Genomic DNA, 25147 nt, shown 5'->3' with positions numbered 1-25147 from the left:
AGGTTATGTTTTATTGGCCAACTGACCGCAAGCGGCATCAATATCTTTTCCGCGACTTCGGCGTACGTTAACCACAATATTTCTTTTTTCTAAAGCATTAATATAATTGGTAACCGATTCACTTGATGCCTGTTGAAATTCGCCATCATCAATAGGATTATATTCAATTAAATTTACTTTACATGGCACATACATGCAAAATTTAACCAATGCATCAATGTCCTTCTTTTTATCATTAATGCCTTTCCACACCACATATTCATAAGTGATCCGACTTTGGGTTTTTGCATACCAATATTGTAACGACTCCTTTAAATCTGCTAGAGGAAAATTTTCATTAAAAGGCATAATTTTAGTCCGCACCTCATCAATTGCTGAATGTAAGGAAACTGCCAACTGAAATCTAACCGCATCATCAGCCATTTTTTTGATCATTTTTGGCACGCCCGAGGTAGATACCGTAATTCTTTTAGGCGACATTCCTAACCCTTCGGGCGAGGTAATCATAGCAATAGCTTTAGTGACATTGTTATAATTCATTAAAGGCTCGCCCATCCCCATAAAAACAATATTCGAAAGCGGATGATTGTGATACAAACGGCTCTCATTATCAATAGCAACCACCTGATCATATATTTCGTCTGGATTTAAATTCCTCATTCGTTTCAGTCGAGCGGTGGCACAAAACTTACAATTCAGGCTACATCCAACCTGGGACGACACACAAGCTGTAGTCCTTGTTGCAGTAGGGATTAAAACCGACTCCACCACTAAACCATCATGCAAACGTACCGCATTTTTAATAGTACCATCGGCACTACGCTGCATTTGATCCACACGTATATGATTAATAACAAAATGAGTTTCCAAAAGCGTACGCGTTGCTTTGGATAAGTTAGTCATACCCTCAAAACTATGCGCACCCTTACCCCATAACCATTCGTACACCTGATTCCCCCTAAAAGCCTTATCCCCTTGCTCCACAAAAAAATCGCGTAATTGCTCTTTAGTCAATGCACGGATATCTTTCTTTTTGTTTGGCTTATTTTCTGTCATAAACACCGTTTTGTATCTGCCTACAAAGTTCGCCAATTTATTATAAATTATGGCTTTGGTTTTTTATGTAAATTAATCATCTAAAAACATACAAACTTTTCAATGATTTATATCATTACAATTGCTGTAATTGCAGGTATATTATTTGCTATTCTATATAAAAAGAAACCAGTGGAAATAGAAACTCCACCAAAGCATTGGCATCAAATTTTGGACACTCATGTCCTATATTATCATAAGCTTACCCCTAGCGAACAACACCTTTTTCAACAAAAAATGATAGATTTTTTAAGCTACATTACTATTGAAGGCGTACAGCTTACGCTAGAAGATAAAGACCGTATTTTAGTTGCCGCAAGTGGGATTATTCCAATTTTTAAGTTTGATCATTGGCGCTACCCTAATTTAAATACCGTACTATTATATCCTGATTATTTTAATGAGGACTTAGAGTTTAATGCTTCCGCAGAAGGTAAAAAAATAGCTGGCTTAGTAGGAACTGGTCGGTTTAAAAATCAGATGATACTTTCCAAAAAGGCATTATACCATGGTTTTTCAAACAAAACTGACAAAAATAACACTGCTGTGCATGAATTTGTTCACCTATTGGACAAATTAGATGGTGCCACTGACGGCATTCCGGAACGTTTACTTGAGCAAGAAAACATCCTCCCTTGGCTACATATAATGCATTCAAAAATGGAAGCGATCAATAATTATAATTCTGATATTAGAAATTATGGGGGTACTAGTCAAACTGAATTTTTTGCAGTCGCAGCAGAGTATTTTTTTGAAAGACCTCAACTGCTAGAACAAAAACATCCTGATTTATATCAAATGTTATTAAAATGCTTTTCAAAAAGAGAATAATATAAGATTTGCCAACAAAAATGTTAGCTATTAACAGATAGCTAAATTCCAGACAGAAATCAACATATTACTCATCGCCTTTTTTCATAACTTAAAAATTTAAAAACCCTTTCTTTCAGAAAACCAAACTACTTAAAACTTAACATTTGTTGATTTATTCATGTTAAAACTATCACAAAACAAATAATTTTTTTATAAAAAAACTAGTAATAGCCCTCACAAATAGTTAGATTTGTTTAATGTTAAATCGGGAAAGATGAACAAAACGAATCAAGCTTTTAGTATTAAGGATCTGGAGAATATATGTGGGATAAAAGCGCATACCATTCGTATATGGGAAAAAAGGTATCACCTTTTAACTCCGGAAAGAACGGACACGAACATACGTTCGTACAACATGGATAATCTTCAGAAATTACTTAATGTTACGTTTTTAGTAAGTTGCGGATATAAAATTTCTCGCATTTCAAAATTAAAACCTGAAGAAATTTTAGAATACGTAAATAGTATAGTTTCCGACAAAACCACTGTTGACCGCTCAATGAACTCGTTAAAACTAGCGATGTTAAATTACAATACCACTATTTTTTCAGATACATTCAACGAATTAAGTGAACGCTTTACATTTTCGCAAATATTTTATGATGTTTTTGTTCCTTTTTTAGGAGAAGTAGGTATGTTGTGGCAAACCGGCACCATAAATAGTTCGCATGAGCATTTTATTACCAGTTTAATCAAACAAAAACTTTGGGCAAGAACAGATTCATTACAACAACAAGTTACGAAACACGATAAAACATTTGTGCTGTATTTACCTAGTGGAGAAACCAATGATTTGAGTTTACTGTTTATAAATACACTAATATTATCGCAAGGTTATAAAACCATATTTTTAGGTCCTAATGTTTCTATTGACTACCTAAAGGATTTATCTGAATTACAGAACAATCTTGTTTTTGTATCCTACTTTACATTACAACCGCATATTGATGAAGTAAACGAATACATTTCAAACTTTAAAAATGAAATTTGCGCACCAAATGAGCATGAATTATGGGTAATGGGGCGTCAGCTTAAAGAAGTTCCCGTGCCAATTTCCGCTTTAATAAAAATCATACAATCATTTTCTGATTTTGAAAAAATACTAGGTTAGGACTTATATGAAAAAAAGAATTGCTGTATTAGGATCAGGATTTTCCTCATTTTCGGCTGCATGTTATCTTGCTAAAGAAGGATATGATGTTACCATGTTTGAAAAAAATGAGAGTATTGGAGGGCGTGCCAGTCAATTTAAAGCTGAAGGCTTTACTTTTGACATGGGACCATCGTGGTATTGGATGCCTGACGTATTCGAACGCTTTTTTAATGATTTCGGACATTCCGTAGCTGACTTTTATGAGTTAGAAAAATTAAATCCTGCATATTCAGTCTTTTTTTCCGATGGATCATCAATTGATATTGCTGATAATTTGGAAGATATTTTTAACACCTTTGAAACTGAGGAAAAAGGAAGTTCAAAAGCCTTACAAGAATTTATTGCTGATTCTAAAAGTAATTACGATGTAGCTGTCAAAGATCTGGTGTACAGACCTGGAATATCTCCTTTAGAACTTGTTACTCCTAAAACGGTAGCAAAGTTGGGGCAATTCTTTAGTAACGTTTCACGTGAGGTTCGTAAAAAAGTGACTAATCCTAAATTAGTATCCATACTTGAATTTCCAGTGTTATTTTTAGGCGCAAAACCGAGTAAAACACCCGCTTTTTACAATTTTATGAATTATGCGGACTTTGGTTTGGGTACCTGGCAGCCTAAAGGAGGTATGCATCAGGTGATCCTAGGCATGGAAAAATTAGCTAAAAGTTTAGGCGTTTCTATTGTTGTGAATAGTCCTATTTCTAAAATTAATACAAAAAACAACAAGGTTACCGGTATTACCTGTAACGGTCAGGAATTAAAGTTTGACACTGTTTTAAGTGGTGCTGATTACCACCATACCGAAACGTTACTTGAGGAACATCAAAAACAATATTCCGAAAGCTATTGGAATAAAAAAACCTTTGCACCTTCCAGCCTGTTATTTTACGTTGGATTTGATAAAAAATTAAAAAAGTAAATCATCACAATTTGTTTTTTGATACTGATTTTGAAAAACATGCTCAAGAAATTTATGATGACCCACAGTGGCCTACGGAGCCTCTTTTTTATGCCAATTTTACTTCTAAAACCGATCCTAAAATGGCGCCGGAAGGGATGGAAAATGGATTTTTTTTAGTGCCATTAGCTCCAGGATTAAATGATACGGAAGCACTACGAACATCTTATTTTAACAAAATAATAACTCGTTTTGAACATATTACTCAACAAAGCGTTAAAAATAATATTATATTTAATAGGAGTTTTTGTGTAAACGATTTTGTAAGCAGATACAATTCCTATAAAGGAAATGCATATGGAATGGCCAATACCTTGCTACAAACTGCATTTTTACGCCCCAATTTAAAAAGTAAAAAAGTAGAAAACTTATATTTTACTGGGCAGCTTACTGTTCCCGGACCAGGAGTACCCCCAGCACTAATCTCAGGAAAACTTGCTGCTGGTTTAATACTAAATAAAAACAACAATTAATTATGAAGTCTTTATTTGATTCCGTTTCGTACAAGTGCAGTAAAACTGTAACTCAGTCCTACTCCACCTCATTTTCTTCGGCTACAAAAATGTTAGCGCCAAGCATTCGTCAGGATATTTATAACATATACGGTTTTGTCCGCTTTGCTGATGAAATTGTTGATAGTTTTCACGATTATTCAAAAAAAATGCTTTTTGATGATTTTGAACGTCAAATGTACACGGCAATCAATGATAAAATTAGTCTTAACCCTATATTAAATAGTTTTCAGGAAACAGTACACAAATACCATATTGAGCCTGAATTGTATAAGGCTTTTATGAAAAGTATGCGATTGGATTTATCAAAAAAAGTATATCTATCGGATGATGAATACAAGGAATACATATATGGCTCAGCTGATGTTGTTGGACTAATGTGTTTACGCGTGTTTGTAAAAGGCAATAATACTCAATATGAAAATTTAAAGGATAGTGCCATGCGGTTAGGGTCGGCTTTCCAAAAAGTGAATTTTTTGCGCGATTTAAAAGCTGATTTTGAAGGCTTGGATCGTACTTATTTTCCTAATGCAGATTTAAAAAATTTAAATGAAGAAAGTAAGCAACAAATTATTGCTGAAATAGAACTTGATTTTAATGAAGCATTGAAAGGGATTAGTAAATTGCCAATTGAAGCGCGTTTTGGGGTTTATACTGCTTTTTTATATTATCAAAAATTACTTAAAAAATTAAAAAAGACACCATCAGCAGTATTAAAAGAATCCCGTATCAGGGTTCCTGATTATCAAAAATTGAGCTTATTAGCTCAGGGTTACTTAAATTACCGTTTAAATTTAATTTAAATATTTATGGAAATTATTTTTTGGATCATCATATTCATTGGCACATTTGTAGCTATGGAGGGCATGGCCTGGTTTACGCATAAGTATGTTATGCATGGATTTTTATGGTCTTTACATGCAGATCACCATCATAAAAAACACAAAAGCTGGTGGGAACGTAATGATTTATTTTTCGTTTTTTATGCTTTGGTCAGTATTGGTTGCTTTTTATTATGGAAATATGACATTGCTTGGTACGGCTTGCCCATTGGTTTGGGAATTTTAGCTTACGGTATTACCTACTTTTTTGTGCATGACATATTTATACATCAACGTTTTAAAATATTCAGAAACGCAAATAATTGGTATGCAAAAGGTGTACGTAGAGCACATAAAGTACACCATAAACATTTAGGAAAAAAGAAGGCGAATGCTTCGGCATGTTGTTTGTTCCCTTTAAGTACTTTAAACAATAACTAATTATTGGTGAATACAAATACTGATGAAATTCAAACTTTACATTTCGATTATATAATCATTGGTAGTGGTGTTGCTGGTTTGCAATTGGCTGTTGCTATGAGTAAACATCATTTTTTTTGCGCAAAAAAAATTGCCATTATTGATTTTTCTAAAAAAAAAGATAACGATAAAACCTTCTGCTTTTGGGAAAAAGGCATAGGAAAATGGGACAATTTGGTTTCTAAAAGCTGGCATCAGGCGTATTTCTACAGTAGTGAAAACAAAGAATTGCGCATTGATTTAACTCCCTATACGTATAAAAAAATCCAAGCGCTTGACTTTTATAACTATTGTATTAGTGTATTAAAAAAAAACACTCAATTTTCTTTTTTTTATGAAAAAGTTGACACTGTTACCGAAACTGACAACACGGTATGCGTAAATACCAACCAATATAATTTTAGTTGTTCTCATTTGTTTGATAGCCGCATCCCAGAGCATTTTAAAGATCAGAAAAAAGCGTATGCTTACGTAGACCAAAGTTTTAGTGGTTTTGAAATTGAAACCAATACCCCTGTATTTAATAAGGATAATTTTACCATGATGGATTACCGATTTACGTGGAAAAACAGTACAAGTTTTATGTATATTTTACCCGAAAGTGGTTCCAAAGCACTTGTGGAATATACTTTTTTTGCGCCATTTACTATTAGTGCTACTGAATTTGAAACGCAACTAAAAAATTATCTTAACATATTTTTTAAAGGAATTAAATACACTATAAAAAAGAAGGAAACGGGTGTAATTCCAATGACTAATTTTCCATTTAACAAACAACATACTTTACGAACAACGAAAATTGGTACTGCAGGTGGTTGGGTAAAAGCATCAACCGGATATTCATTTAAGCGTTCTGAAAAGTTTGTAAATTCGATTATTCAACAACTTATTGCCCAAAAACCTGTAATTGGACACCAACCAGCCGCTAGATTTCAGTTTTATGATCAACTTTTATTGAAAATATTAGAAAAACAAAATACAAAAGGCCCTGAAATTTTTTATAAAATGTACAAAAACACGCATCCCGCTGTTTTTTTTAAATTTTTAGATGAAGAAACTACCTTATTGGAAGAACTTAAATTGATTTTAAAATTACCATACCTTCCTTTTATAAAAGCATTAATACAATAATCCAGTTCCATGACTCAAATTAAGGCCTTATCAATTTCCGATTTCCAACAAGCAATACATCAAAAAAATACTGTAGTATTAGATGTGCGTCATCAAACAGAATTTGTAAAATCTCATATTCCAAAGTCTATTTTTATTGGACTAGATGGTTTGTTTGAACCTTGGGTGCAACTTTTTATTGACAACAATAATAGTCAAATAGCACTAATTACTCCCGTTGGCAGGGAATTGGAAACCATTGAAAAGTTAGCAAATATTAACTATACAAACATCATTGGGTATTTGCAAGGAGGATATAACATGTGGGAACTGGCACAATTACAAACAGATAGTATTCACTCCATACCTGCTGATGCACTAGAAACACTACTGAAAAAAGATCCCATTACAGTTTTTGATGTTCGAAAGATTAATGAATACAACGATGGACATATTAAAAATGCGAACTTTGCACCATTGAGCGATTTAAAGAGCACTATAAACACTTTTGATCTAAAGGACCAAACTACATATATCCATTGCGGAGGCGGATACCGGAGTGTTATTGCTGCATCCATTTTGAAAAGAAACGGAATTTATAATATTATTGACATTGCCGGCGGTATGGCAGCCATCCGTAAAACCAATATTGAAATACACAAATAAACATACCCTTTTGGTTATTGATTTATTATCAACTGAACAATAAAATTTAGTTTTCAAAATCATGTTTTAGTTTTGCAAATTCTATTTATACCTTCTACCATACCACAATAAAATTCCACTCACAGGTAAGGAAGCACATATTAAACTGGTAAAAAAAGCTATAAACTTTCCTAAAATACCACCTATAGAACCTATGTGTATGTCATAATTCATACGTATAACTTTGTCTGCAAAATCTGCATTTTTGTATTTACCATAAATACTATATGTTTCTATTTCCTCTAAAGTATTTTGATCAAAAAACAGATAGTCCATGTTATAGTATAAGCCTTTAGAATTACTCATCTCTACCAATATTGAAGTACTATCACTAGAGGGATAGTGAAGTTCAAAAGTCTTGGCTTCTTTATATTTTTCATATAATTGAGGTATTAGCTGATCATAAGTATTTTGATTATTTACTGCAAGAATGTTTTTACTATTAGGGGTTACAAAACGAGGATCCTTATTACCTCCAGTGGCTTTGTATGCTATGTAGTAAAACCAATTAAAAGCCATTACACAACCTGTAAAAGCAAAAATTAATGCAAAAGAAGAAATATAAAAGCCAATGATAGTATGTAAATCAAAATTCTTTCGTTTCCAACGGGTGGTTTCTTTCCATTGAAATTTATAACGTTGCGCTCTATTTTTTTTCTTCTTAGGCCACCATAAAAAAAGACCTGTAATTAAAATTGTAAAAAACAGCAATATTGAATAAGATACTATTCTAGATCCTACTGCCTCAGGCAACCATAATCGTATATGTCCCTTCAATACAAAGGCAAAAAAACCAGAATCGTGATTTATACGTTTCAGAATTTCACCTGTATAAGGGTTTAAAAATAAACTTTGATAAAAAAGTTTAGGGGTAGCTTCATAAAAAATTACTTCTAAGGCTTCATTTTTAGCACCATAAACCACTCCATGAATTTCTTTATTAGGAATTTCTTTTTCGGCAATAGCCTTAATTGTAGATGCTGATAAAAAATTCGCTTTTTTAGGAGTTACATTCTTGTATGTGTCGCTAAAACCTTCGATTTCTTCTTTAAAAGCCCATAAGCAGCCTGTTATAGCCACTATAAAAAGAACTATGCCTGTTACTAATCCTAAAATTTTATGGATGTTTAAAATAGTTTTACGTAGGTTCTTTTTTTTCATAGTAAAATTAAAAATAGAAGCAAGTACCATAAAAAAAGTACTTGCTAAAATTATTGATTGATGTAAGTTTATGTTTAGGTGTTCTAGTTTTGATTATCAATCTTAAAGATTCCTTTAACATACAATCCATTGATCTTTGCGCCTTTTGTAGCTGTTGCCGTTGCTGGATCAATAATGTATATGTGTGCTTCTCCATCTGCAACTGTAGTGGCTCCAATACCAATAGGATTACCAACACGTGCGCTTAAATAGGCTTTACCATCTTCAACAAAAAGAGGTGATGTATACCTATTAGCATGTGCCGAAATACCTTGAACATCCGTAACTGTTTTGTTATTAAAATCGATTATTGCTAATTTGAAAAAAGGACCTTGTTCAGCAAAAAACGCCCATTCAGGTAAACTATCGTCTTGAATAATTCTTGCTAATGCTTTCCCATTACCTATGTAATCCATCCAAAATATTTTTCCTCCGTTAGGTGCATTTTCAACATCAAAAAAGTAATCTTTATCAAAGTCTGTACTTCCGTTCTTTATCCTAATAATTCCAGATGGTTTTGTTCCGTCTGCTTTAGCTCCTTTTGAAGATGCTGCATAAGCATAAATATCTCCTGTCTCTGTTTTTTCTATTCCTGTACTGTGACCATTTATACCTAGTACACTTAATCGGTCATCTTCAATTAATTTATCAAGTTTAAAACTAGGGTAATCAAATACAGCTATACATGCTTTATCTGGAGCAGCCTGATTGTATTTATTATCTGGAAATAGTTTATGATAAGAAACGAACAGTTTTCCATTTCTTAAAACCATTCCAGTTACCCATGGTAAATAAGGAGGATTTTCTAAAGTTCCATCTCCTAAATTACTATCGATAGGATGTTCGACTGTTTTCTGTAGCTTACCTGTCTTAGCATCTACAATATAAAAAGTACGATCTGGAACAGACGTAAACATAGTTCCGGCCTCATTTGTAGGAGCAACACCGCTTAATTCAACCCCTATTAAGGTTTCATCATCTACAGCTGAAAAATTATCAAGAGTAGCTTGATAGGTAAAACTAGAAACCTCTTCTAACTCACCATTATTGTCAAGTTGAAAAGCTATTGCTTTTTTATCTTCAGAATAACCTGGAGAAAAAACAGTATTCCCTGCTTGATGAAAAAACCTCCAAGCTTTTAATGGAGTACCTTTTCCTTCTATTGATATTTCTCCTTTGGTAAGAGATTCTATATTAGGCAAACTTAATATATAGTCTACTGAATTAGAACCTCCTATTGGTAAGGCCGAAAAACCTAAAACATACTTAGAAATTTTATTTCCTGCTGTAGGTGGTGTTTCTGGTGGGTTCCCATTATTTATAATTTCACTTTTTTCGTCTTCACAAGCTATAAATGCTATAAGCAATAATGAAAACAACATTGCTTTTTTTGTTAATTCTATAATTTTCATGGTATTAATTTTTAATTGTGTACTTGTTAATTTTAAAAAAGGTTATGTCTGAATTTTATAAAGAAAGCCCTACCTGGCTTTTGTATTGCAAAATTGTCGTAAAGTCTTTCGTTTGTGAGATTACTTATTAGAAATGATATATTGTACCGACCATCTTTTAAACTGTATGAAACATTCAAATTATGTGAAAACTGTCGAGGTATAAATAATCGTTCTTCTGAACTACCATCTATAAAAGACTGAAACGGAAACTCTTCTACATAAAAACTATTTAAATTTATATTGAGAATACCTGAACTCTGAAATAGCTTTTTTAAAGTATATGCTAAACTAAAATTCCCAAAAGTATACGGAATATTGGGAATCCTTTGATCTATGTTTTTATCTTCTATATATTGATAGGTTATATTACCACCTACAGATAATTTATTAAATATTCTTATTAAAATTTCTGTTTCAAAACCTGTATTTAAAACTTTTGATAAATTGATGTATTGAGCTACATTTCCTCTAGAAGACAGGAATAATAAATTATCCGTATCTCTTCTAAAAAAATTAGTATCTAAATTTACCTTAATAAGCCTATTTGAATAATTAAATAATAGCCCCGCATTTGTGTTTTTACTTTCTTCTGGTAACAAATTTGGATTAGCAATTAAGTTATTACCATCTCCAAAAAACTCATACCCTTCTGGTACTCTAATCGTATTTTCATGTGATAATTTCACTTGAAGTCCTTTGGTAATTTTATAAGAAGAAGCAAATCCATAACCAAAATCTTTGTATCGATTTTTAACAATAGAAAATCGAGTATCAATATCATCATTAAATACATCTTCATTTACACTTATAGTATTAATGAAAAAACTTTTACCAAAAGCAGTTAGCTGTAGATTTTGGTTGAAAAAATTAAATGTATGTGAAGCTCCTATAATATGTTTGTTAATTTTATGTGGGGTTTTAAAGGGTGTTGTAAAAGTATTTAGTGGATCATTACCGCTTCTTTCTAAATAGTTATAAGTATAGTTAATACTTGAAGTATTATTCTTATCCAATTTATAGGTAGAAGATGTATTTATTAGTCTTCGACTATCATCTAAACTTAAAATACTTTTAGAACCACCTCTTTCTCCTCTTGTCTTATCGTTTCTTATGATAAACTCACCAAACCAATTGTATTGCCTAGATGAAGTATCGATATTTATAGCTTTTATACTTGCAAGTTCTCCGTATGCTTTTACTTTTAGTTTTCCATTTAATAATGAATCCTTAAGGAAATTAATAGATGCTCTAAATACCTCTTCGTTTCGTTCCATTTCACCAAAAGGGATTTCAGGATCCTGAGAATGCTGAATCTCATTTTCATTAGCTGCAGCTGTAATCCCCACAAGAATTTTATCGGCAAACTTTTTATTAATAAATCCTACTCTGGCCTGTATCATTTGCGATTCGTAGGCGTCATGAAAACGTTTCGCTGTTTTTCTTCTTAATCCCGTATTGTTACCCAACTCATCACGAATAGCAAAACCTTCTTTTCCGAATTCATTTCCATTAATGGTGTAATCATTATCTGAATAATTAAAAAATGATGAAAGCTGGAATGCAAATCCTTTATCGGTGTAATAATGCCCATTTAACGTGGCGCGATGTGTGTTAAAAGAGCCTATATCGTAAGAAACATCCAGAAAGTTTTTTTGCTCTTGATTGCTAATAATATTAATAGCTCCTCCTAAAGCGTCAGCACCTAAAAACACAGGAACTACACCTTTGTAAACTTCAACACGATCTATTAAAGTGGCAGGAAAATTATTAAAACTCAAAGCCGTTCCAAGATTATCCTGTGGTATTCCATCTATAAAAAATTTCACCTGATTTCCTGAAAATCCATTAAGCGAAAAATTAAAGTCAGAACCAAGCCCTCCATTTTGTCTAATGTTAACACCTGGTATCGTTGCTAATATGCCATTAATATCTACACTTGCATTTTTAAGTTGTTTTATTTCTAACGCTTCTACTTCAAAAGCTTGTTCTTTAATAAGATCTACTTTTGTTTTTCCATTAATCACAACTTCATCTAAAGCAGTAATATCTTGTTGTAAAACAATTTTTAAAAAATTATTAGAAGAGGTAACTTGAAAAACTACATTTTTACTTTTATAGCCGATAGCTTTAATTTGAAAGATGTATTTCTTTAATTCTAAATTTTGAAAATTAAACTTTCCGTCAAAATCACTAACTACATAGTTGTTTTGTTGCTCTAAAACCTGAATTGTAGCACTTGCAATAGGTTGAGATTTTTGATCTAAAATCTGCCCCTTTAATACTGTTTGACTAAACAAAAACAGAGGACTTAATACAATAGTTATGAATACTAACCCTTTGTTAATTTTCTTGTTGTTAAGGCACATTTTTTTGAAAATCATTCGCTTTAAATAAAGTATTATTTATATTTGATCTAAATAAATACAGGTACAAAATTAAGCCCTATAAAAGGATAAAAATGACGTATGCAGGATAAAAAAAGACGTAATAATTACAATGCTACACTCTTAAAATCAGAAGGAGATTGTAGGGGTTTTTGGTCCTCTTTACTGTTCGAAATTAGTGCTACATCCACTTGTGGTATCACTCATAAAAAGTATCGGTTTAAAGAAGCTTACGGTAAAGGGTATTTTGAGTTTTATACGTTTGACGGATTGTATTTAAGTGTTACTGATGTAAATCTTGTAAAAGACATCAATGTATTAGGACTTAGAGCATACAGTACACTTGAATTATCTTTTTTATTAGAAGGAGAGCAAATAATTACCTTTGATAATAATTTTGAAGATTTAATTTACGAAAGTGAAGAGTGTTACTTATTGTACATTTCTGAAAATTCAGGGGCAATTTCCTATCATAAGAATAAACCTTTTAGAGAAGTTAAAATCCGAATGGATGACAATTTTATTGATAAGTATAATTTAAATGGAGCATATGATCTCAAAGAAAAATTTACACTAAGTAAGATAAAAAACTTTACAACAACAATATGCTCCAAAAAACAAAGCATACTGTCTGAAATTTTAACTGATACTAAGGAAGGCCTGTTAAAAAGACTATTCTTAGAATCAAAAATTTTAGAGCTACTCACTTTACAACTTGACACTAACGAACGATCTTTAATTAAAAATATAAATAGAAACACGATTAAAAAAATGTATGAAATTCAGAAAATCATTCTTTCTGACCTTTCTACTCAACTCTCCATACAAGAATTGTCTCGCAAAGTGGGTTTAAATGATTTTGTAATAAAAAAAGAGTTTAAGCGTATTTTTGATCAAACGATTTTTGAATATGCTTCAGATCAACGTATACTTCTTGCCAAAAAATTATTAAAACATAGCAAAAAACCCATTTACGAAATTTCAGAAACTGTAGGGTATAAAAATGCAACTCATTTCACCGCTTTCTTTAAAAAAACAACAGGGAAAACTCCTAAAAAATATAGGGATGCTTTGTTATAGAAAATTTCAAAGTTTTCTCTTGTTTTACTTTTATTGCTTGCGGCAGAAAAAAATCACATATCTTAATTACGCTTTCCTAATAAAATTTATACAAAAAAAATATTTTTTTGTAGTTGGTTTGTAAATATGAACATGAAATATCTGATTAACCTTAAATTTAATGTATAGTCATTGCCTTAGATTTTCTTAATTGCGTATTGCCGAGTATTTCCATTCTTCGCAAGTCAAACTTTTTTATTTTAAAACAAGCTTCCACCCAGATATTAGTAATTTCAAGGAGTTCTTTTTTATCTAACGGAAATATTTTCTTTGTACATAGAGCATGATGATATTCAAAATTAAAATGTTCATTTAATCTTGATACGAAATTGAATGCTGCTAGCTCTCCTTCTTCTTCTTTTTTAGAAAAGACAGTATTTATAAGCCCTAAAGATTTTAAATAATTGACTTCAAGAATACGTCCACTTTTTAAAATTTCTGATGCATCACCAGTACTTAGTTTTCTGTGTAATAAACTATAAGCACCCATACCTGGGAAAAGATTAAATTTATTTTCAGGTAAACCAAATTGCGCATCATCCACAGCTAGGATATAATCATGAGCTAAAGCACATTCAAAACCACCTCCGTAAGCTTTCCCTTCGACCAAAGCAATGGTTAACACAGGGAGATCGAAAGAAGTGTAAATATTATAAATAGCATCAACACATAAATGTGCATATTGTCTTAAGTTTTCAATATCCCCTGATTGAATATTCTCAAGAAAAAAAGGAAGATCTCCACCCATATTATAAATACCTTGATGTTCGGAACCTGAAACGATAAATTTTAAAGGGCGATCAGGATGAGAAAAGTATTCTTTTACCCACGAACAAAATTCTTGAAACTCTTTAAGCCCATTTAAACAGAAATTAGGGATTCCAGTATTTTTTATTTTCCAAAATAGCGTTTGCTCTTTAGGAAAATATTCCAGGTTAACACAATGAAACTGTCTCATCCTCGTAGTGTTTTTAAGACTAATTCTTCTTTTTCTTCTTCAGGTTGTACTTTCTTTTTTGAGGTCAAAAACTTATCTAAAACGAATTTCTGAATAAGAAGCGTTACCCCAATTGTAAGTGGCAGTAATGCTAAAATTCCCATCACTCCATATTGCTGATATCCAAAAATGCTCATTCCCCAACAAATAATCGTCCATTGGATTACGTAAATAGTGGTTACCCGTTTACTGCAATAAAAGAAAAATTCGAATACCTTATTGTAGCTTATTTTAGTCACCACAATATTTGCTATCCAAAGTAACACAAGGTTAAAACCTGCCAAGTAAATAGTCCCTCCAGGCCCTAAGTGAAAATAATCTCCAAAATGATATTCAAAATTATATACACATAAACTTCCTCCTATCATCATAAGCGCTACACCTGTTATCCCCATTCGATTAAACATATAGTTAGTACTTGTGTTTTTTTCTTTATACCATAATCCAAAAAACATCCCGATAAGAATAAAAGAAAACCATGGGAAAACGGCGAAATAAACCGTCCATTCTGCTCCCCATAATAAATCAAAGATATAGTCAATTCCTGTAATACCAGGACGGTAACCATGTACTATTTTTGTGGTAAGCGCAATTACCAGAGCTATAGCTAAAGGCACATATTTATTTTTAGAAAATCGATTAATTACTCCCATAAACAGCAACGATACACCTGCTAACTGTAAAATATCACCTGTTCGAAGCATATACATCATATTACTAAACGTAGCAGGAGCTTCCCAACCATAAGCTTGGATAAAGTTATCGGGTACAATTCCTATCGCCGTAGGGATTACAAATTTTAGAAAGTTCATAAAATATCCCATTGCTAAAATATACCCAGCTCTTTTTATAGACAGTACTATACTTTGGTTTCTAGATAAGGTAAATGAAACTCCCATAGCAATTAAAAACATAGGAGTTCCTTTTCCTATAAAATGAATGACTTCTCCTAGCCAAGTATTTGACTGCGTAGGCACATCGGCATACATCCAAAGCGTATGCACTATAATTACCATTAATACGCTAATCCCTCTTGCAAGATCAATAGCAAGAATTCTATTTTGTTTGTTTTCCATGATGTTTGATTTTTAAACCCTTTACCTAGTTATACTGAAGTTCAGGTTTTGGTATACGAAATTTTGTTAAGGGATTTTTTAAGGTGCCGTGGAGTTCTAGACTTTCTATAGGGTCTGCTAAATCCAGCATATGTTTAGTGTTTTTTAGTTGTAATCTGTTTAAGCAACAACGGTCAAATTCGGATGTGAACAAATCGTATTTTTCGTATTTAAATTGAAATTCAGGATGTGCTTCTTGATAATTTTGAACACAAATAGCTACCTGATTCCAAAATTCATCTTGTGTACACGAAGTATGTTTGTGAAGTATGGCAGATAAAAACCTAAAAATGAATCAAATACATCGGTAAAAACAGATAACACTTTCATTTTATCTGAAGTTTTTGTATACAAACGATCTACGTGTTCAGGAAGTGCTAAATCTTCATTAAAAACAATAACTTCTTCTGTAATATCTTTCATTAAAACTTTGACAGGAATATGATTTTCCATCACCATAATTAGATTTTCGCCATGTGGCATAAACACAAGTTCATATTTATAAAAACAGTGTACTAATGGTGCTAGATAACAATCTAAATATTTAATAATCCAATCACTACCAGTTAATTGAGATTTACTAATTAATTGCGATACAAAAGCATCTCCTTTAGTATCTAAGTGAAGAAAAGATGCCATCGCCATTAATTGTTGGTTGGATTCAATTTTACTATGAGGACTTTCTCTCCACAATGCCGAAAGCATTTTATTGTGTGCGCTTGATTTTCCTAAAGCCTCAAAAGTTAAGTTGCGATAACCTACTGTAGCGACTTCTCCTAGCATGGTAAATTTCTTTTCCATTAGATATGCATCATTTTCAAATAGGCTCGTAATCCATTTAGTTATAGGAGGGGTACTTTGCATATAGTAAGGAGACAACCCCCTCATAAAGCCCATATTTAATATAGAAAGTGCTGTTTTAGTATATAATTTTTTAGGATTTGAAATATTATATAGCGTTCTTATAGATTGTTGTGCAGAAAATAAATCATTACTTTTTCCTAGATAGACTAAATCCGCATTCGCAATATCATTGGCAAAAATGTGAATGAGTTTATTATTCCATTGCCAAGGGTGCACGGGAATGAAAATGTAAGATTCAACACTTAAACCTAAAGATTCTAGTTTAGTATTGAATTTTGTAATCTTTTTAACACCAAGCTCTTGATGCATTAAAGTCCGATATTCATATCCTGAAACTGAACTAAAAGTAGTTCGATCTTTTTTACCTGCCAACCAAATAATTTGAAATGGTTGATCCGCCTCAGGAGCGTATTTAAGATATTCATCGGCATTAAAACCAATACGTCCATTATTTGCTACAAAGCATGGATGCCCTTCCGATAACGCATGCTCTATTTCTTGAAAGTTTTGATTTACCAATTCTTTGGATGTATACTTTTGATGTTTACGTTTATAACATGCGCCTGAAAGTGTACTTGTTATTTCTTCTAGATAAGTTTGTAACATGTGTTGAGGAATTCCTAAAACCTCTTTAAATTCCAAGATAAATTCTATCGCATTAATTTGAACCGGAATTCCATTTTTTTCTTTTCGCAGTGTTTTTTCATTAAGTTCCCAGTGATCTAAATACAATCGTTCCGCTTCAAAAAAATAGTTAATATCACAATTCTCAACATCAAGCTGATAGGTGTGTGTTTTATTTATTGTAGAAATTAATTTTGGTTGCAAAAGTAGTTCATGTGAAAATTCGCTAATTGCCTTTTTTACCAAACTTTTATTCACTTTTTTTCCAAATTTTAGCTTCAAGATGGTTGATCTTTTTTTCCTCTATTTCTTCACTATTCGAGATCTGAACTAGTGCTTTGTTGTAACTAATACGATCACAAAATGCTAATGCTGCTTTTTTATGAGGTAATTGAATTTCTGAATGATACCTAAACCCTGCTTTTTTATTAAGCACATGAATTTTATCATTATTTACATCAGGCTCAACTACTATTCTTTGAATAGTAATATCACTAAAAAAATATTCTAAAATGGTTGTGAAAATATACCAGGTAAAATGGGGTATTTTCCGTTTTAGCGGAGCAACTAATACATGCATCCCATAATCTCCTTCGCTACAATCATAATACTTCGCTATTTCATTTTCGGAAGCTTTATATTTTTCCATTAAAAAAATAGGCTGATTTCTATACATGCCTACAAATGCTTTATGATCGGCTGATTGGCTTAATGCTTCGTATTCTTTATATACTTCTTCAATAGTACTTTTTTGCATTCCCCAATAATGAGCGTAAGGCATTGTTACCCAACCATGAAGTAATAAGGCATCCTTTTCCAAATCCAGTTCTCGTAACTGAATTTCTCCAAAACCATCAATAATTTTTGAATAAACCATTACATGTTGTTTTTAAATAGATTGTACAGCATTTTCTTTTTTGAAAGTAGCAATAGGGTTTCTTAATATTCCTGCAAATTGTAATAAAGCCACAGGATCATCTAAATCTATCATTTGCTTATTGTCATTTAGCTGAAGCCTATTAAGACACGAAAGATGAAAGTCTGGAGCAAATAAATCGTACTGCGCAAACTTGGTCTTATGTTCAGGGTAGCGATTTTGATATTCATGTATTGTTGATGCTACTAATTCCCAAAATTTATCTTCTGAAAAATTAAGATGCTCTTCTAAAATAGACGACATAAAACGAAAGAACCCATCAAAAATATCTGTAAAAATGGATAGTAATTTTACATCTTCAGGTACTTCAGCATACATCCGTTTTAAGTGAGGTGGTAAGCTTACTTCTGCACTTAAAATACAGGCTTCTTCCGTAATATCTTTAAGTAAAATTTTAACAGGAATATTATTTTCCATTACTATAATTATATTTTCACCATGTGGCATAAATACCAAGTCAAAATGATAAAAACAATGCAATAAAGGGCTTAAGTAGGCTTTAAAATAGTTGCGTAACCAGTCCTCTGTTGATAGTCCAGAAGTTTTAATAAATTCAGGCAACAAAGCATTTCCTTTATCATCAATATGTAAAAACGAAGCCATAGTGACTGGCTTTTCATTTTCGTTAATAGCAGAAATAGGGCTTTCTCTCCACAACGAAGCTAACATTTTGTTATAATCATTATGTACGCCAAATTCTTCAAAATAAGGATTTACATAACTTACAGAGGCGACTTCACTGAGCATTCTAAATCCTGTTTCTTGTATAAACGGATCAGAGTACAATAGTGCTTCTAACCAAACAGCCATTTTGGGAGCAGTACCTAAATAGTAAAGTGGTAAACCTCTCATAAAGCCCATATTTAAAATAGACAAGGCTGTTTTTGTGTAGAATTTGGTAGGGAAGGAAGTGTTGAATAACGTACGTATAGATTGCTGTGCCATATATTGATCAGGTCCATAGCCTAAGCAAATTAAATTTTGAGTGGCAATTTCTGGTGAAAAAATATTAGCCAGCTTATTAAACCACTGCCAAGGATGCATCGGTATAAATAAATAATCTTCAGGATTTAAGCCCTTATTTTTCAATACTGTATTAAAAGCATCAATCGTATTTGCGTCTAGTTCTTGTTTTATAAGAGTGTCATAAGGTAAATCTTCTAAAGAAGCATATACCGCCTGACTCTTATGACCTGCTAGCCATATAATATGAAATGTGTTTCCCGCTTCGGGAGCATACGATCGGTAGTCACTACTATCAAAACCAATACGTCCGTTATTAGCAATGAATCCCGGATGACCTTCGGTCATGGACTGTTCTATAGTTTGAAAATCGGCATGAGCTAATTCTGATACTTCAGGGTTTCCTTTACTAATTTTAAAGGCACTACCGTAAAGTGTACTAATGATTTCTTCTAAATAAACAGGCATTTTTTTAGCATCGATACCTAATTGTTTTTTAAATTCTTTAATAAAAACAATAGCGTCTAATTTCTCCTCAATTCCTGATACTTGCTTTTTTATTGAATTTGTTTTGATTAAAAGATGCCGAAGTGCTAATGGTTTTGCTTTAAATGTATAAGTTGTACCAGAGTGATCAGCTTGTAAACTATAGCTATTCCAGCCATTAGCTAATACTTTAGTTTTGATTGGTGTAATAAGCAATTCATGACTAAATTCGCAGATTGACTTTTTAATTAAAGCGCTATTTACCCTTTCCCAAACTTTAGGTTGTAAATGAGCTATAGATTGCTGTGGCGAAACCGAATTATCTAATGTATTCATAGTGCTTCGTTTATTTAATTTAGATATTTTTTTTAGTTTTTGATACTGAGTTTTTTCCAAAAAAGCCAATTGTGCTGTTTTATGAGGAAGCTCAACAACTTTATCCAGTTGAAAGCCGATACGTTGGCACAACGCAAACATCTTTTTATTCCGAATATCGGGTTCAACCAAAATCCGTGTGATTAGAGGGTTTTGAAAAACAAAATCCATTATAAATGAAAATAGATGCCAGGTAAAATTGGGCGTTTTTTTACTGGAAGGTGGTGCAACGATTACATGAATTCCGCAATCTCCTTGTTGAGGTGTATAGTAATCATTGATTATATCGAAGTTCGGATTATAACGCTCTAAAACAAAAGCAGGGTGATCTTTGTAGATGCCTACAAAAACATCATAATGCTTTCGCTGTGTGAATGATTTATATTCTTTTTCTACTGTTACTAGTGTAGCATTTTGCATTCCCCAGAAAACAGCATAATCCCGATTCACCCAATCGAGAAGCATTTCACTATCTGTCGCAACATTAAAAGCACGAATACTTAAGTTTCCAAACTCCTTTACAGACTGATTATATATGATATGCGCTTGTTCTTTCATTTATACGTTTTTCACTAGTTATTAGGAAGTTTTTTTATAAAGGATAGACTCTTCTTGCTTGTAAAAACACTTAATTTTACTTTAAAGAGAAGTATATATACCAGTGTAGTTAATAGAAATCCTATAATTGCAATTAAAAAAGGAATTTTCAACCCTTGGTTTTCGACCAAAATTCCTACAGAAAAAGAAGCTATTAGGACTCCGAAACTTTGGCAAAAATGTACTTTACTGTAGTCTAAAGCATAAGATTCAGGAGTACTTACTTCAAAGAGTAATACATCAAATTGTACTACTCCTTGAAAAATAGCCCATCCATAAATTAAACGTCCAATAATTACGGTAGCTTCGGTCGGAATTCCTTGAAAAATCAATCCAATAACTCCTAAAAGCAATACAGATACAATACGATGTTTTTTAGATTGGTTTCTATTATTTATCCATAAAGCGATTAATGCTACAAAACCAGGTATGGCATAGATAAGTCCTGAAATTAGCTTACTATCTAATGCTGAAATGCTTTCCCAATACCTGGAAAAGAAAGGACGAATTAAGAAGTCACTGAAATACAAAATCATCGTAATTAAACCCACTTTTAGAATGAAGCCTTTAGGCATTAATTTTTGATCAGTATCCGTCTTTGTTTCTTCTACTATTATGTTGGTATTGTAACGTTTACTTTTTAGCAAATAAGCACTCATTCCCATTTGAATAAAATCACCTAAAGCCATAAACAAAAAAATATTACTCGCATCAATTAGATCAACTGTAAGTCCACCAATTACAGCTCCAAAAATTCCACCTAAGTGAACTACGACTGATAAAAGACCAATTGTGGAAGGATGTTCTTCTTTAGTAATTATTTTTAAAATATAAGGGTAGACTAATAAATAACTTCCTTTGAAGAGAATCATGATTAGTGATACCGTCCAAAAATTAATATAAGAAGTAGTCCAGAAACAGTATAGTGCTAAAAGTCCTGCAATGAATTGTGTATAGATTAAAATATGTAACTCTGCTACTTTTTTAGAAACGTATGCCCAAAAAGGAAAAGCAATCATGACCATAAAACAAATAGCCCCAAAGTAATAACCTACATGTTTAGGATCGGTGATGCCAAAACGAGCCTCAAAAAACTGGGGGTAAAAAGGATGCAATAAGTAATCACTCACTACAGCTACTAAGGTCATTATGATAAGTAGTTTTTTCATTAAAGAGATTGTGGTATTTTAATTTCTTCTTCTTCGGTTACTCCAAATTGTTGGAAAGCAATACGCTTTTCTATAGCGTAATGATCTCTCCCTGTTATTTCTTTAATAATGTAGGAGTTGCGATAACATGCCATTCCTAAATCGGGAGTAATAAATCCATGGGTGTGTAATTCTGCATTTTGTACAAAAATTTCATTTCCTTCTACATCAATACTGTAATTACGGTTCACATCATACCTACCTTGATCGTCCCATTTAATTCGATCTAAAATACTACTTATGCAATGGGGTTGCTGGTAAGCATAGCCTGTAGCTAAAACTAAACCTTCTGTTTTATATTGGTAATATTTGTCTTGTTCTGTCTGATGTAATTCCAGGTAAAAGCTTTCTAATGCAGGATCGTAATCTGCTTTTTTCAATTCTGAATTTGTACGGAGATTAATTTTTACATCACTTATTAATCTTTTAGCATACATAAGGTCAAAAATTTCACCTATTAAATCTTCATTGATTCCTTTATATAAATTCTTCTGACTTTTGTTTAATTGATCTCTTTTGTTAGCAGGTAAATTGTAAAAATAGTCTACATACTCAGGAGAAGTCATTTCTAGCGTAAGCTTAGCATATTCCATTGGAAAAAAACGAGAGGAACGCGTAATCCAATTTAATTCATAACCATACACATCAATATCTTGTAAGAGGTCGTAAAAAATTTCAGCCGCACTTTGACCACTTCCTACAATGGTAATGGACTTTTTTTGTTGTAATTGTTTCTTATTTTTCAAATAAGATGAAGAATGAACTGCTGTTTTCTTCAAATTTTCACAACATTCTGGAATACAGGGTTGTGTACCTGTACCTAATACAATTTTTTTCGTTTTAAAAATACTTTTTTCAGCAGTTTTTGTATTAGAAACGATTACCTCATAGTATGCGCCATTTTCATTGTATACAATTTCTTTGACCTCTGTTTGAAATTGAATATTTGATAGATTTTTAACTACCCATTGGCAATACTGATTATACTCGTTACGCAGTAAAAGAAAGTTTTCTTTGATGTAAAAAGAATAAATTCTCCCTTGTTGTTTTATGTAATTTAGAAGACTATAAGGATTTGTAGGATCAGCTAGTGTTACTAAATCTGCCATAAAGGGAATCTGTAATGTAGTGTATTCCATTAACATTCCTGGATGCCAATTGAAACGTTCGCTTTTATCTAAAAAAATACCCTTTAGATTTTCTATAGGCTCTGTTAAGCAAGCCAAGCCTAAGTTAAAAGGACCTACGCCTACGGCAACAAAATCTAATATTTCATTTTTATTTATTTCCATCGTTTATGTCTTTCTTTAGTTTGAGGTTCTGTATTCTTTGCCTTTTTCTTTGATCATACCTATAATATTTAAAAGGTCTTGAATGGTAGATGAAGGGTTAAGGAGTGTGAATTTCAGAAATATTTTTCCTTCATATTTAGTGCTTGCTACAGAAGCTTGACCTGTTTTAAAAAGTGTGTTTTTAATATATAGGTTTACGGTATCTTGCAATTGATCATCATGAATACCATGTACTTTATATCGAAAAACAAGTGTACTTAGCTCTGGTTTGTGAATTAATTCAAAACAAGGATCATCTTTCAAACTATGGTATAAATCCAAGGCTAAAAAGTGTACTTTTTCTAAATATGAAGCTAAAGTACTTTCGCTAGTCATTTTTAAAGTAAACCATAACTTTAAAGCATCAAATCTCCTTGTGGTTTGTATTGATTTTTCAATAAGATCAGGACATTTATCATTCCTGTTTTCTAACGGGTTTAAATAATCTGCGTAATATGAAACATATTGAAAATACTGTTTATTTTTAGCTAAAAAGGCACTAGAACATACGGGTTGAAAGAAAGTTTTATGAAAGTCTACGGTTATGGAATCAGCAAATTCCATGCCTTCTAAAACTTTTTTATGAGTTTCAGTTAATTTATAACAACCTCCATAAGCCCCATCGATATGAAACCAAACATCTTCTTCCTTAGCTATTTTGCTTATGACTTGAATAGGATCAAAACTTCCAAAATCAGTAGTTCCTACCGTAGCAACTATGGCTATGGGGATATTCCCTTTTTGTTTTTCTCTTTCAATTTCAAAAACTAGAGAAGAAGCATCCATTTTCATTCTTTCATCAGTTTTTACAGGAATAACGGCATCATATCCCATTCCTAATAAAGCTGCATTTTTCTTCATGCTAAAATGTGCTTTCTCTGAGCAAAATATTCTGAATTTACTTACTACTTCTGACCATCCATTTTGTTTAATATTTATCCCATAATTTTTATATGCATAATGATCTCTTGCCATTAATAGTGCCATGAAATTAGATTGTGTTCCTCCACTTGTAAAAACCCCATCAGCATGGCAATCATAACCTATAATAGTATTTATCCACCGAATCATTTCTTGCTCAATTAAAGTAGCTGAAGTACTCTGATCCCATGTTTCAACAGCTGTATTTACTGCTGAAGCAATCATATCACCAACTAATGCTGGAATGAGAACTGGACAATTTAAATGTGCTACGTAATTGGGATTATGAAAAGAAATAGCATGATCTAAGTACAATTCCTTTATTTCACTAAGAGCTTCATCCAAACTTAAAGCTATTTCTGCTTCAGCTTTAATCATTTTTCCCTTTGACCGAAGATTGGACGGTGTTTCACCACTATAAAAATTGTTGTTTTCAAGAAATGAGTCTATACAGCGGGTAGTTTTTTCGATGTACTTATTGTAAACCTCTTTAGAGGCTGTACCAAAAAAAGCATCAATTGTAGTTGCTTCTTTAAGAATAGTTTGAGGCTGTGTTAGCATTTTGTTTTTATTTAATCTAAATAAGTTTTTACAAATTTAGATTAGATAAAAAGGAATTATATGACGAAAACTGGATTAAAAATGACGGGAGATTAGTTTTTGGGTATTGAATAAATATTTGTGCAAATAATTAAACAAGATTAATTCAATTGTACTGATTTTTACAACTTGTTTTTCTATATTGTCAACTCCATTTATTTTCAAATAATTCTGAAAACTTTCTCAACTAATAATAAAGGGTTCATCAAGGTAAAATCTCGAAGTAATCTATCGTGTAATTCTTTAAAATGAGGTACTTTAGCTA

General features: G+C 32.1%; 17 protein-coding genes and 3 pseudogenes. 8 read left to right on the top strand and 12 right to left on the bottom strand.

Features of this window, described 5'->3' with window-relative positions:
• Window positions 1-3: 3 nt before the first annotated feature.
• The gene (rlmN, locus tag GMC_RS0103305; protein ID WP_010520795.1) at window positions 4-1056 is read right to left on the bottom strand and encodes a dual-specificity RNA methyltransferase RlmN; all 1053 of its coding nucleotides are present in this window, start codon (window positions 1054-1056) and stop codon (window positions 4-6) included.
• Between the two features lie 102 nt (window positions 1057-1158).
• On the opposite strand from rlmN, the gene GMC_RS0103300 reads away from it, so the two are divergent.
• The 7 genes and pseudogenes from GMC_RS0103300 (at window position 1159) to GMC_RS0103270 (ending at window position 7668) form a co-directional block, all read left to right on the top strand.
• Window positions 1159-1926: a M90 family metallopeptidase gene (locus GMC_RS0103300; protein WP_010520794.1), complete on the top strand. Its 768-nt coding sequence runs from the start codon at window positions 1159-1161 to the stop codon at window positions 1924-1926.
• Between the two features lie 256 nt (window positions 1927-2182).
• Window positions 2183-3079 carry a MerR family transcriptional regulator gene (locus GMC_RS0103295; RefSeq protein ID WP_010520793.1) on the top strand — a complete coding sequence of 299 codons (897 nt, stop codon included), beginning with the start codon at window positions 2183-2185 and terminating at the stop codon, window positions 3077-3079.
• A gap of 7 nt (window positions 3080-3086) precedes the next feature.
• Window positions 3087-4552, top strand: a pseudogene (gene crtID, locus GMC_RS18905) (bifunctional phytoene desaturase/3,4-desaturase).
• A gap of 2 nt (window positions 4553-4554) precedes the next feature.
• Window positions 4555-5394: a phytoene/squalene synthase family protein gene (locus GMC_RS0103285; RefSeq protein ID WP_010520792.1), complete on the top strand. Its 840-nt coding sequence runs from the start codon at window positions 4555-4557 to the stop codon at window positions 5392-5394.
• A gap of 6 nt (window positions 5395-5400) precedes the next feature.
• A pseudogene (locus tag GMC_RS18900) lies at window positions 5401-5849 on the top strand (sterol desaturase family protein).
• A gap of 10 nt (window positions 5850-5859) precedes the next feature.
• Window positions 5860-7023, top strand: a complete 1164-nt coding sequence (locus GMC_RS0103275; RefSeq protein WP_238527909.1) for a lycopene cyclase family protein — start codon at window positions 5860-5862, stop codon at window positions 7021-7023.
• Between the two features lie 9 nt (window positions 7024-7032).
• The gene (locus GMC_RS0103270; protein ID WP_010520789.1) at window positions 7033-7668 is read left to right on the top strand and encodes a rhodanese-like domain-containing protein; all 636 of its coding nucleotides are present in this window, start codon (window positions 7033-7035) and stop codon (window positions 7666-7668) included.
• Window positions 7669-7749: 81 nt separating this feature from the next.
• Here the strand turns inward: GMC_RS0103270 and GMC_RS0103265 are convergent, their stop codons facing one another.
• From GMC_RS0103265 to GMC_RS0103255, 3 genes are all read right to left on the bottom strand, one after another.
• Window positions 7750-8868, bottom strand: coding sequence for a PepSY-associated TM helix domain-containing protein (locus tag GMC_RS0103265; RefSeq protein ID WP_029489576.1), 1119 nt, complete (start codon window positions 8866-8868; stop codon window positions 7750-7752).
• Between the two features lie 83 nt (window positions 8869-8951).
• The gene (locus GMC_RS0103260) at window positions 8952-10319 is read right to left on the bottom strand and encodes a DUF4374 domain-containing protein (RefSeq protein ID WP_010520787.1); all 1368 of its coding nucleotides are present in this window, start codon (window positions 10317-10319) and stop codon (window positions 8952-8954) included.
• A 32-nt stretch (window positions 10320-10351) separates the two neighbouring features.
• Window positions 10352-12658: a TonB-dependent receptor gene (locus tag GMC_RS0103255; protein ID WP_238527908.1), complete on the bottom strand. Its 2307-nt coding sequence runs from the start codon at window positions 12656-12658 to the stop codon at window positions 10352-10354.
• A 168-nt stretch (window positions 12659-12826) separates the two neighbouring features.
• Between GMC_RS0103255 and GMC_RS0103250 the strand changes: the two genes are divergently transcribed.
• Window positions 12827-13825 carry a helix-turn-helix domain-containing protein gene (locus GMC_RS0103250; RefSeq protein ID WP_010520785.1) on the top strand — a complete coding sequence of 333 codons (999 nt, stop codon included), beginning with the start codon at window positions 12827-12829 and terminating at the stop codon, window positions 13823-13825.
• Window positions 13826-13982: 157 nt separating this feature from the next.
• Here GMC_RS0103250 and GMC_RS0103245 read toward each other — a convergent pair whose 3' ends face one another.
• The 8 genes and pseudogenes from GMC_RS0103245 to GMC_RS0103210 form a co-directional block, all read right to left on the bottom strand.
• Entirely contained in the window at window positions 13983-14822 is an 840-nt protein-coding gene (locus tag GMC_RS0103245) for a crotonase/enoyl-CoA hydratase family protein (protein WP_010520784.1), read from the bottom strand.
• Window positions 14819-15937 carry a heparan-alpha-glucosaminide N-acetyltransferase domain-containing protein gene (locus GMC_RS0103240; protein ID WP_010520783.1) on the bottom strand — a complete coding sequence of 373 codons (1119 nt, stop codon included), beginning with the start codon at window positions 15935-15937 and terminating at the stop codon, window positions 14819-14821. The genes GMC_RS0103245 and GMC_RS0103240 overlap by 4 nt, the downstream gene beginning before the upstream one ends.
• Window positions 15938-15962: 25 nt before the next feature.
• Window positions 15963-17446, bottom strand: a pseudogene (locus GMC_RS18895) (IucA/IucC family protein).
• A 268-nt stretch (window positions 17447-17714) separates the two neighbouring features.
• Complete coding sequence (locus GMC_RS21880) at window positions 17715-18341, bottom strand: GNAT family N-acetyltransferase (RefSeq protein WP_202945878.1); 627 nt, start codon at window positions 18339-18341, stop codon at window positions 17715-17717.
• Window positions 18342-18353: 12 nt separating this feature from the next.
• Window positions 18354-20783 (bottom strand): GNAT family N-acetyltransferase, encoded by a 2430-nt coding sequence (locus tag GMC_RS0103225; RefSeq protein ID WP_010520782.1) that lies wholly within the window; start codon window positions 20781-20783, stop codon window positions 18354-18356.
• A 14-nt stretch (window positions 20784-20797) separates the two neighbouring features.
• The gene (locus tag GMC_RS0103220; RefSeq protein WP_238527907.1) at window positions 20798-21991 is read right to left on the bottom strand and encodes an MFS transporter; all 1194 of its coding nucleotides are present in this window, start codon (window positions 21989-21991) and stop codon (window positions 20798-20800) included.
• Window positions 21991-23322: a lysine N(6)-hydroxylase/L-ornithine N(5)-oxygenase family protein gene (locus GMC_RS0103215; RefSeq protein ID WP_010520780.1), complete on the bottom strand. Its 1332-nt coding sequence runs from the start codon at window positions 23320-23322 to the stop codon at window positions 21991-21993. The genes GMC_RS0103220 and GMC_RS0103215 overlap by 1 nt, the downstream gene beginning before the upstream one ends.
• Before the next feature lie 15 nt (window positions 23323-23337).
• Window positions 23338-24843 (bottom strand): pyridoxal phosphate-dependent decarboxylase family protein, encoded by a 1506-nt coding sequence (locus tag GMC_RS0103210; protein WP_010520779.1) that lies wholly within the window; start codon window positions 24841-24843, stop codon window positions 23338-23340.
• Window positions 24844-25147: the final 304 nt, after the last annotated feature.

This window comes from Aquimarina agarivorans (assembly GCF_000218485.1).
Classification (GTDB): Bacteria; Bacteroidota; Bacteroidia; order Flavobacteriales; family Flavobacteriaceae; genus Aquimarina; species Aquimarina agarivorans.
This window is presented reverse-complemented; position numbering and strand designations above follow the sequence as displayed.